Raw genomic sequence first — 14,183 nt, 5'->3', positions numbered from 1 at the left:
ACGGTTGGTTAACCGGACATGAACAGATCGCGGATTGTTGGGGGGGGGCGGCCCCTACCCCGCCTGCGCGCCGCCCACGGTCAGCCCGCCGATCATCACCGTGGGCTGGCCCACGCCGACCGGCACCCATTGGCCCTGTTTTCCGCAGTTGCCCATGCCGGGATCAAGCGCCATGTCGTTGCCAAGCGCCCGGATCTGCTGCAACGCCGTGGCGCCGTCACCGATCAGGGTGGCGCCCTTGACCGCATGGCCGACCTTGCCGTTCTTCACGCGGTAGGCCTCGGTGCAGGAAAACACGAACTTGCCGTTGGTGATGTCCACCTGGCCGCCGCCGAATCCCACGGCATAGATCCCGTCCTTGAGGTCCGCGACCAGATCGGCCGGCGTGGCGTCGCCGCCCAGCATGTAGGTGTTGGTCATCCGTGGCATCGGCGCATGGGCGTAGGATTGGCGCCGCCCGTTGCCAGTGGGCGCCACGCCCATCAGGCGCGCGTTCTGCCGGTCCTGCATGTAGCCCACCAGAATGCCGTCCTCGATCAGCACGTTCTTGCCCGACGGCGTGCCTTCGTCGTCGATGGTGATCGACCCGCGCCGGTCGGGGATGGTGCCGTCGTCCAGCACGGTCACGCCGGGGGCCGCGACGCGCTGGCCCATGAGCCCGGCAAAGGCCGAACTGCCCTTGCGGTTGAAATCCCCCTCGAGCCCGTGGCCCACGGCTTCGTGCAGCAGGATGCCGGGCCAGCCCGGGCCCAGCACGATGTCCATGACGCCTGCGGGCGCAGGTTCGGCCGACAGGTTCACCAGCGCCACGCGCAGCGCCTCGCGCGCCTTGGACTGCCAGTCCTGCGGCTCCAGCAGACCGTCCAGCGTGACGCGCCCGCCGCCACCGGCGCTGCCCGCCTCGCGGCGGCCGTTCTCTTCGACGATCACGCTGACGTTCACGCGGGTCATCGGGCGCACATCCGTCACCAGCGTGCCGTCGGCGCGCAGGATGGCCACCTCCTGACACGAGGCCGCGATAGACGCGGTGACCTGCACCACCCGGGGGTCGAGATCGCGGGCGAAGGCGTCGATGTCGCGCAGGGTGCCGATCTTGACCGGAAAGGCCTGCCCGGCGATGGGGTCGGCATCTGTATAAAGCGTGCGGTTGGTGCGCGGCGGCGCATCGGCCAGCAGCCCACCCCCCGCGCCCACGGCCAGACGCGCGGTTTCCGACGCGCGCGTCAGGGCGGACTCGCTCAGATCGGTGGAATGGGCGTATCCCGCCACCTCTCCGCGCACGGCGCGCAGGCCGAATCCCTCGGACGCCTCGAAGTTCGCGGATTTGACCCGCCCGTCGTCCAGCAACAGCCCCTCGGACCGGCGGCGTTCGAGGAAAAGCTCGCCGTCATCGGCCCCGACCAGCGTTTCGCGCAGCGTGGCAAGGCTGCGGTCAAGGTCGAGCGCCGTCTCGAACGGGCGGAAAGGCTGGTCTGACATTGGATTTCGCTCTCATACTTTGGGTGCAAGCGTCCGTTTGCCGCAAGCATCATTCTTTATCTACATCCAAGAATATGGTTTTAAGCGTCCAGAGCACAATGGGGGTGCATGCGCGGCCGATGCAGGCTTGCACCGGACCACCCCCGCGGCGCAGAATGACGAACAGCAACCGATCAGGGTGAGACATGCGACTTAAAACAATGCTGACGGGCCTTATGGGTGCCCTCGCGGCCACACCGGCACTGGCCCAAGAGGGACTTGAGATCATCGGACGCCCGGTCGACGGCGCGATGGGCTTTCAGCCCGCCGTGACGGAACTGGCGCGCGACATTCACTGGCTCGATGGCATGGTCAACGTGATCATCTTCGCCATCACCGCTTTTGTTGTGGTCCTGCTGGGCTGGTGCATCGTGCGGTTCAACGGCCGCGCCAACAAGACGCCCGCGACCTTCACCCACAACTCCCCGATCGAGATTGCATGGACGATCATCCCGATCGTGATTCTGGTCTTCATCGGTGCCTTCTCCCTGCCGGTGCTGTTCAAGCAGCAGGAAATCCCGGCCGCCGACGTGACCATCAAGGCGACCGGCTACCAGTGGTACTGGGGCTATGAATACGTCGATCACGATTTCGCCTTCGACAGCTACATGATCGGCTCGCCCGCCACCGGCGGCGAGAACCGCAAGACCGACGAGGTCGTCGCGCAGCTGGAAGAGGCCGGATATTCCGAGGACGAATGGCTTCTGGCGACCGATACCGCCGTCGTGGTGCCCGTGGACAAGACCGTGGTCATTCAGGTCACCGGCGGCGACGTGATCCACAGCTGGACCATTCCCGCCTTCGGCGTAAAGCAGGATGGCATTCCGGGTCGCCTTGCGCAGCTTTGGTTCAAGGCCGAGCAGGAAGGCATCTACTTCGGCCAGTGTTCGGAACTTTGCGGTCAGGCGCATGCCTACATGCCGATCACCGTCAAGGTGGTAAGCCAAGAAGAGTATGACGCCTGGCTCGAAGGCGCGATCGAGGAATACGCAGGCACGCCGCAAAGCTACCAGGTGGCATCCAAGTAAACCTGCGTCGGGGCGCCCATCCGAGGTGCTCCGGGCGAAGTTCGGAAACTGAAGGCACGACATGACCGATGCAAGCATCAACGAGGGCGGCCTTGAGGGCGAGGCGCAGTTCGGCGATTATTTCGCCCTGCTGAAACCGCGCGTGATGACGCTTGTCGTGTTCACGGCGCTGGTGGGCCTCTTGGCCGCGCCGGTGCCGCTGCACCCCTTCGTGGCCTTCTGCGCGATCCTGTTCATCGCCGTGGGCGGCGGCGCGTCGGGCGCGCTCAACATGTGGTGGGATGCGGATATCGACGCGGTGATGAAGCGCACGGCGCGCCGCCCCATTCCGGCGGGCAAGGTCACCGGAGACGAGGCGCTGGCCATCGGTCTGTTCCTGTCGGTCCTGTCCGTCGTGTTCCTAGGCCTTGCGACCAACTGGGTCGCGGGTGGGCTTCTGGCCTTTACGATCTTTTTCTACGTGGTGATCTACACCATGTGGCTCAAGCGCTGGACGCCGCAGAACATCGTCATCGGCGGCGCCGCCGGTGCGTTTCCTCCGATGATCGGCTGGGCCGCGGCCACGGGTGGAATCGCACCCGAATCGGTGCTGATGTTCTGCCTGACGTTCATGTGGACGCCGCCGCATTTCTGGGCTTTGGCGCTTTTCATCCGCAAGGATTACGACCATGCCGGCGTGCCGATGCTGACCGTGACCCACGGACGCCGCAGTACCCGCAACCACATCCTGGTCTACACGCTGCTGCTGGCCGCATTGGCGCTGGCCATGGCCTTTACCTCGGCCGGCGGGCCGATCTATCTGGTGACGGCGCTGGTGCTCAACACGCTCTTCGTCAAGGGCGCCATCGACATCTGGCGCCGCGACGAAGCGGCATCGGAGGCCGACAACTTCAAGGCCGAGAAGAGCTTCTTCAAGCTGTCGCTCCTCTATCTTTTCGCGCATTTCGGCGCGATCCTGATCGAAGCGGCGCTGACCCGTCTGGGCTTTGCCGGGCTGGACCTGGGGGTCTGGTCATGAGCCTGAACAAAACCCACGAAATTCACACCCGCCGGTTCGGGCGCAACCTGGGCGTCGGCCTGGTGCTGGCGTCGTTCATCGCGGTGATCTTTGGCCTGACGGTCGTCAAGGTCTCGCGCGGTGACTATGAACCCGTGCGCGCCCCGGCGGTGGAGGCGAACTGATGGCGATGGATCCGAAATCGAAAACGGTGGTGCAGCTGCTGAGCGTCGTGCTGACCATGGGCGCGCTGGCTTGGGCGTCGGTGCCGTTCTACGACTGGTTCTGCCGCGTCACCGGCTTCGGCGGGGTGACGCAGGTGGCCGATGCGGGCAGCGACACGGTGCTGGACCGCGAAATCACGGTGCGCTTCGACGGCAATGTCGAGAAAGGCATGGCCTGGGAATTCAAGCCCATGGAACGCACCATGAAAATGAAGATCGGTGAAGACGGGCTGGCGTTCTACGAAGCCTACAATCCCACCGACAAGCCAATCGCCGGACAGGCGTCTTACAACGTCACGCCGTTCGAGGCAGGCGGATTCTTCAACAAGATCGAATGTTTCTGCTTCACCGAACAGGTGCTGATGCCCGGAGAGCGCGTCGAGATGCCGGTGAACTTTTTCGTCGATCCCGAGATCGCCACCGACCGCGATGCGAAGTACATCAACGAAATCACGCTGTCCTATACCTTTTACCAGATCGACCTGCCCGAAGACACGCAGGCCGCGCTGGACACCGATGCGGATACGTCCGTCAACTAACCGATATGCCTGACCAACGAGGGACCCACGATGGCGCATGCTAAGAACCACGACTACCACATTCTGAACCCCTCAATCTGGCCGCTGCTCGGAGCCGTGGCTGGATTCGTGATGCTTTTCGGGGCCGTGCTTTTCTTCCACGGCAGCGGTCCGTGGATGCTGCTGATCGGCCTTGTGGGCACGCTCTACGTGATGTTCGGCTGGTGGGCCGAAGTGGTGACCGAAAGCCAGGTGGGCGATCACACGCCCGTCGTCCAGATCGGTCTGAAATACGGGTTCATCCTGTTCATCATGTCCGAGGTGATGTTCTTTTTCGCGTGGTTCTGGAGCTTTTTCAAACACGCGATGTACCCGATGGGCCCCGACAGCCCGGCGGTCGATGGCGTCTGGCCGCCAGTGGGCATCGAAACCTTCGACCCCTGGCACCTGCCGCTGATCAACACGCTGATCCTGCTGTGCTCGGGCGCTGCGGCCACCTGGGCGCACCACGCGCTGGTGCATGAGAACAACCGCACCGACATGAAGAACGGCCTGATCCTGGCGATCGCGCTGGGTGTGCTCTTCACCGCCTTTCAGGTCTATGAATACAGCCACGCCGCCTTTGGCTTCTCGGGCAACATCTACGGTGCCAACTTCTTCATGGCGACGGGCTTTCACGGCGCGCATGTGATCATCGGCACGATCTTCCTGTTTGTCTGCCTGCTGCGGCTGATGAAGGGACATTTCACCCCGACCAAACACGTCGGTTTCGAGGCCGCGGCCTGGTACTGGCACTTCGTCGACGTCGTGTGGCTGTTCCTCTTTGCCGCGGTCTACGTCTGGGGCGGCTGAGACCGGTCTGCTTTGAAAAACGCAAGCGCCCGCTTTTCGGCGGGCGTTTTGCATTTCGGGGGCGCTGCCCCCGTCGCGGCAGGCCGCGACTCCCCCGAAGTATTTCCGGGCAGATGAAACATCTGCATTCGAGTTGAGACCGCCGCGCCACCGCGCTAAGGCAGGTGCGCATCATGTCGCGCCCGGGCTGGCGCGCAAGACAAGGACGTGACCCGTTGCAGGTGAAACGCATTCTGGCGCCATTGCTGTTCGGCCTTCTGGGGGTCGGCATCCTGCTGAGCCTTGGCATCTGGCAGCTGCAGCGGCTGGACTGGAAGCGCGGCATTCTGGATCAGATCGAAACGCGCATCGCGGGCGCGCCAGAGCCGCTGCCGGTCATGGTTTCGCCCACCGAACAGAGATATCAGCCGGTGGTGCTGGACGGGATGATCGGCGACGAGGAGCTGCGGGTTCTGGTGTCGGTCAAACAGGTCGGCGCGGGCTACCGGATCATTTCGCCCTTCGACACCGGCGACCGCCGGGTTCTGCTGGACCGCGGCTTTGTCCCGGTGGCGGATGGCGACGCGCCACGCAGCGGCGGGGCGGCGCAGGTCACCGGCAACCTGCACTGGCCCGACGACCGCAATGCGTCGACGCCCGAGAATGACGTCGAGGGTAACATCTGGTTCGCCCGCGACATCGGCGCAATGGCCGAGGTGCTGCAGACCGAACCGCTGCTGGTGATCGCCCGCGAGGTCGACCCCACCGATCCGGGGCTGCGGCCCTTGCCGGTGGACACGACCGGAATTCCGAACGATCACTTGCAGTACGCGATCACATGGTTTTCGCTGGCGGCGGTCTGGGCGGTGATGACCGGCGCCCTGATTCTGCGCCAGCGCAACAAAGACAAAGGCCCCAAGGCATGAAATACATCTCGACCCGGGGAAAAGCCCCTTCCCTCAGCTTTGAAGAGGCGATGCTGTCGGGGCTGGCGCGCGATGGCGGGCTTTATGTGCCCGAGCCGGTTCCGCAGATGTCCGCCGATGACATCCGGGCGCTGCACGGGCTGAGCTATGAGGAGGTCGCGTTCCGGGTGATGCGGCCGTTTGTCGGCGAGGGTTTCACCGACGAGGTCTTTGCCGATCTCATCGCCAGGAGCTATGCGGGATTCGGCCACGGCGCGCGCGCGCCTTTGGTGCAGCTTGCCCCGGGGCATTTCCTGCTGGAACTGTTTCACGGGCCGACACTGGCGTTCAAGGATTTCGCCATGCAGCTGATCGGCCAGCTGTTCGAAGAGGCGCTGACCCGGCGCGGGGAGCGCGTGACCATCGTCGGTGCCACCTCGGGCGACACCGGCAGCGCCGCGATCGAGGCGTTCCGGGGGCTGGATGCGGTCGATGTCTTCATCCTCTACCCGCATGGCCGCGTCAGCGAGGTGCAGCGGCGGCAGATGACCACGCCGGTCGAGGACAACGTGCACGCGGTCGCGATGGACGGACATTTCGACGACTGCCAGGCGCGGCTCAAGGACATGTTCAACGATTTCGAGTTCCGCGACGGCGTGCGGCTAGCGGGGGTGAACAGCATCAACTGGGCGCGGGTGCTGGCGCAGGTTGTCTACTACTTCTCTTCCGCCGTTTCGCTTGGCGCGCCGGACCGCAAGGTCAGCTTTACCGTGCCCACCGGCAATTTCGGCGATATCTTCGCGGGCTATATCGCCAAGAAGATGGGCCTGCCCATCGGCCGGCTTGTGGTGGCCACGAACCAGAACGACATCCTGCACCGCTGCCTGACCTCGGGCGAGTACCGCACCGATCAGGTGACACCGTCGATTTCGCCGTCGATGGACATCCAGGTCAGCTCCAACTTCGAACGCGCGCTGTTCGACGCCTACGGTCGCGACGGCAATGCCGTGAGCCAGTTGATGGACGAGCTGAAGACCGGCGGCTTCAAGGTAAGCCAGGGCGCGCTGGAAACCCTGCGCGACCATTTCGACAGCGGTCGCGTCAGCGAGGACGAAACCCTCGCCACGATCACCGCGGCCCATGCGACCATGGGTGAGCTTTTGTGTCCGCATTCCGCCGTCGGCGTCGCCGTGGCCGAGGCGCAGCGTGATCCGCAGGTGCCGATGATCACGCTCGCCACCGCGCATCCGGCGAAATTCCCCGACGCGGTGGAACAGGCCAGCGGCATTCGCCCGCCCCTGCCCGAGCGGATGGCCGACCTTTACAACCGGCCCGAACGCGTCACCCGCGCGCGCAACGATCTTGCCGACCTCAAAACCCTGATCAAGGAGCGCATCCCCTCGTGAGCGTCAACATCACCACCCTGCCCAACGGCTTTCGCATCGTCACCGAACACATGCCCGGCCTGCAATCGGCCTCGATCGGGATCTGGGTGACCGCGGGCGGGCGGCACGAACGGCCCGAGCAGAACGGCATCGCGCATTTTCTGGAACACATGGCGTTCAAGGGCACTAAGACGCGCAGCGCGCTGCAGATCGCCGAGGCGATCGAGGATGTGGGCGGCTACATCAATGCCTACACCAGTCGCGAATGCACGGCCTATTACGCGCGGGTCCTCAAGGCCGACGTGGGCCTGGGGCTGGACGTGATCGCCGACATCCTGCGCAACCCGGTCTTCGATCCGCGCGAGATCGAGACGGAGCGCGGCGTGATCCTGCAAGAGATCGGTCAGGCGCTGGACACGCCCGACGACGTGATTTTCGACTGGCTGCAGGAAATGGCCTATCCCGATCAGCCCATCGGGCGCACCATTCTGGGCGAGGCGGCGAACGTGAATCGCTTCAATGCCGATGACCTGGCGGGCTTTGTGACCGAACATTACGGCCCCGACCAGATGATCCTGTCCGCCGCCGGTGCCGTCGATCACGGCAGCCTTGTCCGGCAGGCCGAGCTGCTTTTCGCCGATATGGCGCCGCGCGATGCCGATGCGGCCGATCCGGCCACGTTTTCCGGGGGGGAAAGCCGCCATGAAAAGCAGCTGGAACAGGCGCATTTCGCGCTGGCCTTCGAATCCCCGGGATACCGCGACGACGGGTTCTATACCGCGCAGGTCTATTCCATCGCCCTGGGCGGCGGCATGTCGAGCCGTCTGTTCCAGGAGGTGCGCGAGAAACGCGGGCTGTGCTACACGATCTTCGCCCAGACCGGCGCCTATGCCGACACCGGCATGACCACGATCTACGCGGGCACCAGCGGTGACGAGCTGCGCGATCTGGCGCATCTGACGGTGGACGAGATGAAGCGCGCCGCCACCGACATGAGCCCCGAAGAGGTCGCCCGTGCCCGCGCCCAGATGAAGGCCGGGCTGCTCATGGGCCTGGAAAGCCCATCGAGCCGCGCCGAACGGCTGGCCCGCATGGTGCAGATCTGGGGCGAGGTGCCGCCCATCGAACAGACGGTGGCCCGGATCGACAATGTGACCACCGGCGATGTCCGGGTCTTTGCCGAACATATTGCCGGGGCCGCGCCTGCCGCGATGGCGCTTTACGGGCCGGTGTCGGGCGCGCCCGTGCTGGCCGATCTGCAGGCCCGCAGGGTGGCCTGATGATGCTGATGCGGCGCAAGCTGCGGATCGAGACCGAGCGTCTGACCCTGCGTCCGCCGCAGCATGCGGATTACAACAGCTGGACCGCGCTGCGCCGCCAGTCCGAGGATTTCCTCACCCCGTGGGAGCCGACCTGGGCCGACGACCACCTGAGCCGCAAGGCCTTTACCAACCGCGTCTACTGGGCCAACCGGTCGGTCAACAGCGGCTCTGCGATGCCGCTTTTCCTGGTCCGCCGCGTCGATGATACATTGCTGGGCGCGATCACGCTGGACAATATCCGCCGCGGCCCGGCGCAGTCCGGCACGCTGGGCTACTGGACCGGGGCGCCCTTCGCGCGCCAAGGCTACATGGCCGAGGCGATCAAGGCGGTTGTGCATCACGCCTTTGAACGCATGGATCTGAGCCGTATCGAGGCCGCCTGCCTGCCGGAAAACGTCGCCTCGCGCGGGCTGCTGGAACGCTCGGGCTTCAAGTACGAGGGCGTGGCGCAAAGCTATCTGCAGATCAACGGCCGCTGGCGGACGCATGTGCTTTATGCCTCGCTGCGGCTGGACCGGCGCGGGCGCACGCAGGTGGGCTAGGCCTTGCGCGGGTATCTGCCCGCAATCTGACCCACGCATTTGTGGGCTGACCTTTGGCGATCTTGCGTTAGGCTTTGTCCAGATGTGAAGGAGCCGACGATGATCCGACTTGCCGCCGCCCTTGTCCTTCTGACCGCCGGTGCCGCCAGCGCCCAGGACACCCGCCGCCCCAGCCATTGCATCGCCGTGGCGGATGCCGCGCCCGGTCTTGAGTACCTGCACAAGGCCAGCTTTCGCGAGCCGGTCGCCGAGTACAACGTGCGGATCAGCTATATCGCGCATGCGTCCTTTCTGATCCAGACGCCGGGCGGGCTGAACGCGGTCACCGATTTCACCGGCTTTATCGGCAACACCACCCTGATCCCCGATGTCGTGACCATGAACCACGCGCATGACACGCATTGGACGCCCAATCCCGACCCGGCGATCCCGCACGCTCTGCCCGGCTGGGGCCCCTTCGGCGTCGGCATCGACCACCACCTGGATCTGGGCGAGATGCTGGTGCGCAACGTGTCGACCGACATCCGGTCGCAGTTCGGCGGGCGCGAAGACAACGGCAACTCCATTTTCGTCTTCGAGGTCGAAGGCCTGTGCATCGGCCATCTGGGCCATCTGCACCACGAACCCAACGACCAGCAATACGCCGCCCTCGGGCGGCTCGACGTGGTGATGGTGCCGGTCGATGGCGGCTATACGATGGAGCTACCGTCGATGATCCGCGTCGTGCAGCGGCTGAAATCCAGCGTGGTGATTCCGATGCACTGGTTTTCGGGGCGGTCGCTCGAATTCTTCCTCGACGGGATCAGCAAGGATTTCGCCATCGACCGCCGGACCGACAGCAGCATCGAGGTGTCGCTGCGCGATCTGCCCAGCCGCCCCACGGTGGTGGTGCTGCAACCCAGCTGGCTGCGCGACACCGAGTAAGTCCTCCCACCGGCTGCGCATCAGCAAACTGGCGCGCGGACGGCGGGTCCGCCGCTCTGGCTTGGCGGGTCTGACAGCAGTCGCTGAAAGAGACTTCAAAATCACACCTACGCCCCGTCGCGAAGCCCATCCGTCGACGGATCGTCCGCTTCGATCGTCATGCCATGCTGCGCCGCGATGTCCCTGACCGCCGCCTCATGCTCTTGCACCTGCCCGTCGAGCCAGGTCAGAAACAGCCGTACGGCGCGGCGGTGCAGGAACCGGTGCGGGCAGATCGCCCAATAGGCCGGAAACGACAGGATCGGCAGCGTCGGCGTCACCGGAACCAGCCGCCCCGCCGCAACCTCGGTCGCCGCCACGGCCAGCGATTCGAGCACCACGCCGGCCCCGTCCAGCGCCAGTTGCAGCGCCATGCTCGACCGGTCCATCAGGATGCTCTTGCGGTTGGCGGGGGTCTCGATCCCGTTGCGGTAAAGCCAGACATCCCACTGACACAGCGCCCGGGCGCTGTCGATCAGCCGCGCCGCCGCCAGCCGCGCCGCAGGATCGGGGTCGGCAGACAGGCCCGCCAGATAGGCGGGGCTGCACAGCGGCAGCACATCGTCCGACACGACCGGTTGCGCATGCAGCCCGGTCCAGTGGCCCGTGCCATAGCGGATATCCAGATCCATGATCTCTCGGTCGAAATCGGTCGGATCGGGGGCGGCATCGACGCGCAGATCCCAATCGGGATGGCGGGCGATGAAATCGCCCAGCCGGGGACCAAGCCAGCGCACGCCAAAGCTGGGCGTCACCCGCAGGTTTAGGCGGCGCGTCTCGTGCGTTTTGCCCAGGTTGCGCCGGGCGTCGCGCAGCATGCGGATCGCCGTGGCGCTGGCCTGAAAGAGTTGCTCGCCTTCAAGCGTCAGACTGATCTGCCTGCCCTGCCTGCGGAAAAGCCGCACGCCCATCTGCTGTTCCAGCAACTTGATCTGCTGGCTGACAGCCGAGGCCGAAACCGACAGTTCCTCTGCCGCGCGGGTCAGGGACCCGCGCCGCGCCACCGCTTCGAAATACGCCAGCGCGTTGAGGTTGAGCGGCTGGGACACGGCCCCGCCCCGGATCAATCTGCGCTGACAGCCTCTTGCCGCTGCTCGCCCAGCTTTTCGACCCGCACGGTCATCACCTCACCGGGTTTCAGAAAGCGCTGCGGCTTCATTCCCAGACCGACGCCCGACGGGGTGCCGGTGGCGATGATGTCGCCGGGCACCAGCTTCATGAACTGGCTCATGTAGCTGACGATTTCGCGCACCGTAAAGATCATGTCATCGGTCGAGCTGTCCTGCACCGTCTCGCCATTGAGGTCGAGCGACACCGCCAGGGTCTGTGGATCGCCAACCTCGTCCGCCGTCACCAGCCAGGGCCCGCACGGGCCGAAGGTGGGGGCGGATTTGCCCTTGATCCACTGGCCGCCGCGTTCGGCCTGAAAGGCGCGTTCCGACACGTCGTTGATGACGCAATAGCCCGCGACGTAGTCCAGCGCATCGTCTTCGGAGACGTAGGAGGCTTCGCGCCCGATGATCACGCCCAGTTCGACCTCCCAATCGGTCTTTTCCGATCCGCGCGGGATCATCACCGGATCGAAGGGGCCGGACAGGGCCGAGGTCGCCTTGGAAAACAGGATCGGCTCTTTCGGCGGCTCTGCACCGGTTTCGGCGGCGTGCTTGGCGTAGTTGAGGCCGATGCAGAAAAAGTTCGGCACCCAGGCAAGGCACGCGCCGATGCGGCCCGGATCGGACACCACCGGCAGGCTGTCCACGTCCAGCGCGCGGATCTTGTCGAGCGACTCGAGCGACACGCCCGCGCCCGCGAAATCCGCAACCTTGCCCGACAGGTCGCGCACCTGGCCATCGGTATCCAAAAGGCCGGGCTTTTCCTGTCCTGCGGGTCCGAACCGTAGTAGCTTCATCTGGGTATTCCTTTGTTTCTGTCGTGTCTTCAGGCGCTTGCGGCGTCGCCCCTGCCCTGATCGCGGGTCTTGTCCTCGGATTCGTAGAATTCCTCGACGTTGATCAGCAGATGTTCGAGGTGTTCCCCCAGCGCCTTTTGCGTGCCCTCGATATCACGCGCCTCGATGCTGCGCACGATGGCCTCGTGCTGGGACAGCACCCGGTCGCGCGACCGCTTGCGCGCGGCGGACAGAAAGCGCGCCCGCCAGAGCCGCGCGAGGTAGGAACTGTGCGTGCCGATCAGCGCGGCATTGCGCGAGGCGCGCGCGATGGAAAGGTGAAATTCCATATCCGCCTCGAACCGGTCGATATCGTCCAGCCGGTCGAAGTTCTCGGCCACGTAGCGTTCGGCCTGACGCACGGCGGCGATATCCTCGTCGCTTGCATTGAGGCAGGCAAGCTTGCCCGAGAGCAGTTCCAGCGCGCTCAGCACCTCGATGGAATCGGCGACCTCCGACAGGCTCATCTGCACGACGATGGGGCTTCGGGCCGGGCGCAGCTGCACCAGCCCCTCTTTGGCGAGGATACGAATCGCCTCGCGCATGGGGGTGCGGCTGACACCCAATTCGGCGGCGCTGTCGCGTTCCTTGATCGATGCGCCGGGTTTCAGCACGCCGCGCAGGATATCGCGCCGAAGCTGCTGTGCGACCTGTTCGGGTAGGTTCTGTTCCGCCATCGCCTGCCTTTTCACGCCGTGCTGCGCTGTCTTGGCCGCCCCGGCGACCTGACCGCGACAAACCGTGTAAGACTAGCACCGCCCGGCGTGGCGTCAAAAATTCAATGATTTGGTATACCAAAGTGGATTGATTGTCGAGCCAGCGTTTGTTAGCGTCCGGGCAGATGGTATACCATCGGCGCGGCATGGCGCGCGAGACAAAAGCCGGCACAAAGCCGACTAGGGAGGACGAAATGAAGATGAAATCAATGTTCACCACCGCCGTCGTGGCGGCGCTGGTGTCGGGTACCGCGATGGCGCAGGAAGTGACGCTGCGGATCCAGACCCACTATGCGACCGAGCATCCCACCGGGCAGCGTCTGGCCGAGTTCATCGACGACGTGCAGGTCATGTCGGGCGGCGAAATCGCCATCGAAATGTTCTACAGCTCGTCGGTCGTGGCCACGACCGAAACCTTTGACGCCGCCATCAACGGCATTCTGGACTGCGATGCGACCGGCGGTGCCTACCAGACCGGCAAGAACCCGGCGTTTCAGTTCGTCGGCGACATCATGGGCGGCTATGACACCGCATGGCAGCAGTACAGCTGGCTCTATCACGGTGGCGGTTACGAAGCGGCGCAGAACCTTTACAACGCGCAGAACATGCAGCTGATCGGCTGGTCGATCTACGGCCAGGAATCGCTGTCCTCGTCCAAGCCCATCGCCGGTTTCGAAGACCTTAAGGGCTGGAAATTCCGCTCGCCCCCGGGTCTTGAGACCGAAATCTTCGAAGGCATGGGCGCCTCGCCGATCGTGATGGACTTCACCGAGATCTTCACCGCGCTGGAAACCGGCATCATCGACGGCGCCGACGCGTCGGGTCTGGCCAACAACGTGGGCCTGGGCATCTACGACATCGTCAAGCACGCCACCTATCCCGGCTTCCACTCGATGCCGTCGGACCATCTGGCCTGCAACCTCGATATCTGGAACGGGCTGAGCGAAAAGCACCGCCGGATCATCGACACCGCCTGGCAAAAGCTGTCCTTCCAGATCGCGCTTTACAACGAAAAGGCCAACACCGAAGCGGCCGCCGCCCTTCAGGAACAGGGTGTGACGCTTTACGACTGGTCGCCCGAGGATCGCGCCACCTTCCGCAAGACCGCGCAGGAAGCGTGGGAAGTCTGGGCCGACAAGAACGAGGAAACCCGTGCTCTGGTCGAAAGCCACAAGGCCTATCTCAAGCAGCTTGGCCTGGTGAACTAGGCCGCTGCGCCTGATGCCGAGGCTCTGACCTTGCTTTGGGCGGGCCCCTTTGACCGGGGGCCTGCCTTTTTTGACCGC

Annotated in this window: 15 protein-coding genes; 11 read left to right on the top strand and 4 right to left on the bottom strand. The window is 64.7% G+C overall.

Going from position 1 to position 14,183, the window contains the following annotated elements; genetic code table 11:
- Positions 1 to 54: 54 nt before the first annotated feature.
- Positions 55 to 1,479, bottom strand: a complete 1,425-nt coding sequence (gene tldD / locus ACOXXX_RS02935; RefSeq protein WP_422825052.1) for a metalloprotease TldD — start codon at positions 1,477 to 1,479, stop codon at positions 55 to 57.
- Between the two features lie 185 nt (positions 1,480 to 1,664).
- Here tldD and coxB point away from each other — a divergent pair, with 185 nt between their 5' ends.
- From coxB to ACOXXX_RS02885, 10 genes are all read left to right on the top strand, one after another.
- Entirely contained in the window at positions 1,665 to 2,546 is an 882-nt protein-coding gene (gene coxB, locus ACOXXX_RS02930; protein WP_422825051.1) for a cytochrome c oxidase subunit II, read from the top strand.
- A 61-nt stretch (positions 2,547 to 2,607) separates the two neighbouring features.
- A complete protein-coding gene (gene cyoE / locus ACOXXX_RS02925) occupies positions 2,608 to 3,564 on the top strand; it encodes a heme o synthase (protein WP_422825050.1) in 957 nt (318 codons plus the stop codon).
- The gene (locus ACOXXX_RS02920) at positions 3,561 to 3,728 is read left to right on the top strand and encodes a hypothetical protein (protein WP_422825049.1); all 168 of its coding nucleotides are present in this window, start codon (positions 3,561 to 3,563) and stop codon (positions 3,726 to 3,728) included. The genes cyoE and ACOXXX_RS02920 overlap by 4 nt, the downstream gene beginning before the upstream one ends.
- The gene (locus ACOXXX_RS02915) at positions 3,728 to 4,306 is read left to right on the top strand and encodes a cytochrome c oxidase assembly protein (protein ID WP_422825048.1); all 579 of its coding nucleotides are present in this window, start codon (positions 3,728 to 3,730) and stop codon (positions 4,304 to 4,306) included. Before ACOXXX_RS02920 ends, ACOXXX_RS02915 begins: the two co-directional genes overlap by 1 nt.
- 30 nt (positions 4,307 to 4,336) lie before the next feature.
- Positions 4,337 to 5,137 (top strand): cytochrome c oxidase subunit 3, encoded by an 801-nt coding sequence (locus ACOXXX_RS02910; RefSeq protein ID WP_422825047.1) that lies wholly within the window; start codon positions 4,337 to 4,339, stop codon positions 5,135 to 5,137.
- Between the two features lie 221 nt (positions 5,138 to 5,358).
- Positions 5,359 to 6,042 carry an SURF1 family protein gene (locus ACOXXX_RS02905; RefSeq protein ID WP_422825417.1) on the top strand — a complete coding sequence of 228 codons (684 nt, stop codon included), beginning with the start codon at positions 5,359 to 5,361 and terminating at the stop codon, positions 6,040 to 6,042.
- A complete protein-coding gene (gene thrC / locus ACOXXX_RS02900) occupies positions 6,039 to 7,427 on the top strand; it encodes a threonine synthase (protein ID WP_422825046.1) in 1,389 nt (462 codons plus the stop codon). Before ACOXXX_RS02905 ends, thrC begins: the two co-directional genes overlap by 4 nt.
- The gene (locus ACOXXX_RS02895) at positions 7,424 to 8,686 is read left to right on the top strand and encodes a M16 family metallopeptidase (protein ID WP_422825045.1); all 1,263 of its coding nucleotides are present in this window, start codon (positions 7,424 to 7,426) and stop codon (positions 8,684 to 8,686) included. Before thrC ends, ACOXXX_RS02895 begins: the two co-directional genes overlap by 4 nt.
- A complete protein-coding gene (locus ACOXXX_RS02890) occupies positions 8,686 to 9,270 on the top strand; it encodes a GNAT family N-acetyltransferase (RefSeq protein WP_422825044.1) in 585 nt (194 codons plus the stop codon). The genes ACOXXX_RS02895 and ACOXXX_RS02890 overlap by 1 nt, the downstream gene beginning before the upstream one ends.
- 99 nt (positions 9,271 to 9,369) lie before the next feature.
- Entirely contained in the window at positions 9,370 to 10,194 is an 825-nt protein-coding gene (locus ACOXXX_RS02885; RefSeq protein ID WP_422825043.1) for an MBL fold metallo-hydrolase, read from the top strand.
- A 107-nt stretch (positions 10,195 to 10,301) separates the two neighbouring features.
- On the opposite strand, the gene ACOXXX_RS02880 is transcribed toward ACOXXX_RS02885, so the two are convergent.
- From ACOXXX_RS02880 to ACOXXX_RS02870, 3 genes are read right to left on the bottom strand one after another with little or no spacing between them, the layout of a single operon-like run.
- Positions 10,302 to 11,282: a LysR substrate-binding domain-containing protein gene (locus ACOXXX_RS02880; protein ID WP_422825042.1), complete on the bottom strand. Its 981-nt coding sequence runs from the start codon at positions 11,280 to 11,282 to the stop codon at positions 10,302 to 10,304.
- Between the two features lie 14 nt (positions 11,283 to 11,296).
- Positions 11,297 to 12,142, bottom strand: coding sequence for a fumarylacetoacetate hydrolase family protein (locus tag ACOXXX_RS02875; RefSeq protein WP_422825041.1), 846 nt, complete (start codon positions 12,140 to 12,142; stop codon positions 11,297 to 11,299).
- Between the two features lie 29 nt (positions 12,143 to 12,171).
- A complete protein-coding gene (locus tag ACOXXX_RS02870) occupies positions 12,172 to 12,858 on the bottom strand; it encodes a GntR family transcriptional regulator (RefSeq protein WP_422825040.1) in 687 nt (228 codons plus the stop codon).
- 233 nt (positions 12,859 to 13,091) lie between these two features.
- Here ACOXXX_RS02870 and ACOXXX_RS02865 point away from each other — a divergent pair, with 233 nt between their 5' ends.
- Positions 13,092 to 14,105, top strand: a complete 1,014-nt coding sequence (locus ACOXXX_RS02865) for a TRAP transporter substrate-binding protein (RefSeq protein ID WP_422825039.1) — start codon at positions 13,092 to 13,094, stop codon at positions 14,103 to 14,105.
- Positions 14,106 to 14,183 lie beyond the last annotated feature (78 nt).

Source organism: Thalassococcus sp. BH17M4-6, assembly GCF_049323015.1.
In the GTDB taxonomy this organism is placed as follows: domain Bacteria; phylum Pseudomonadota; class Alphaproteobacteria; order Rhodobacterales; family Rhodobacteraceae; genus Puniceibacterium.
This window is presented reverse-complemented; position numbering and strand designations above follow the sequence as displayed.

What these genes read in the sequence shown, in the direction of transcription:
- tldD (WP_422825052.1), bottom strand. Translation starts at nt 1,479, where the DNA reads ATGTCAGACCAGCCTTTCCGCCCGTTCGAGACGGCGCTCGACCTTGAC.
- coxB (WP_422825051.1), top strand. Translation starts at nt 1,665, where the DNA reads ATGCGACTTAAAACAATGCTGACGGGCCTTATGGGTGCCCTCGCGGCC.
- cyoE (WP_422825050.1), top strand. Translation starts at nt 2,608, where the DNA reads ATGACCGATGCAAGCATCAACGAGGGCGGCCTTGAGGGCGAGGCGCAG.
- ACOXXX_RS02920 (WP_422825049.1), top strand. Translation starts at nt 3,561, where the DNA reads ATGAGCCTGAACAAAACCCACGAAATTCACACCCGCCGGTTCGGGCGC.
- ACOXXX_RS02915 (WP_422825048.1), top strand. Translation starts at nt 3,728, where the DNA reads ATGGCGATGGATCCGAAATCGAAAACGGTGGTGCAGCTGCTGAGCGTC.
- ACOXXX_RS02910 (WP_422825047.1), top strand. Translation starts at nt 4,337, where the DNA reads ATGGCGCATGCTAAGAACCACGACTACCACATTCTGAACCCCTCAATC.
- thrC (WP_422825046.1), top strand. Translation starts at nt 6,039, where the DNA reads ATGAAATACATCTCGACCCGGGGAAAAGCCCCTTCCCTCAGCTTTGAA.
- ACOXXX_RS02890 (WP_422825044.1), top strand. Translation starts at nt 8,686, where the DNA reads ATGATGCTGATGCGGCGCAAGCTGCGGATCGAGACCGAGCGTCTGACC.
- ACOXXX_RS02885 (WP_422825043.1), top strand. Translation starts at nt 9,370, where the DNA reads ATGATCCGACTTGCCGCCGCCCTTGTCCTTCTGACCGCCGGTGCCGCC.
- ACOXXX_RS02875 (WP_422825041.1), bottom strand. Translation starts at nt 12,142, where the DNA reads ATGAAGCTACTACGGTTCGGACCCGCAGGACAGGAAAAGCCCGGCCTT.
- ACOXXX_RS02870 (WP_422825040.1), bottom strand. Translation starts at nt 12,858, where the DNA reads ATGGCGGAACAGAACCTACCCGAACAGGTCGCACAGCAGCTTCGGCGC.
- ACOXXX_RS02865 (WP_422825039.1), top strand. Translation starts at nt 13,092, where the DNA reads ATGAAGATGAAATCAATGTTCACCACCGCCGTCGTGGCGGCGCTGGTG.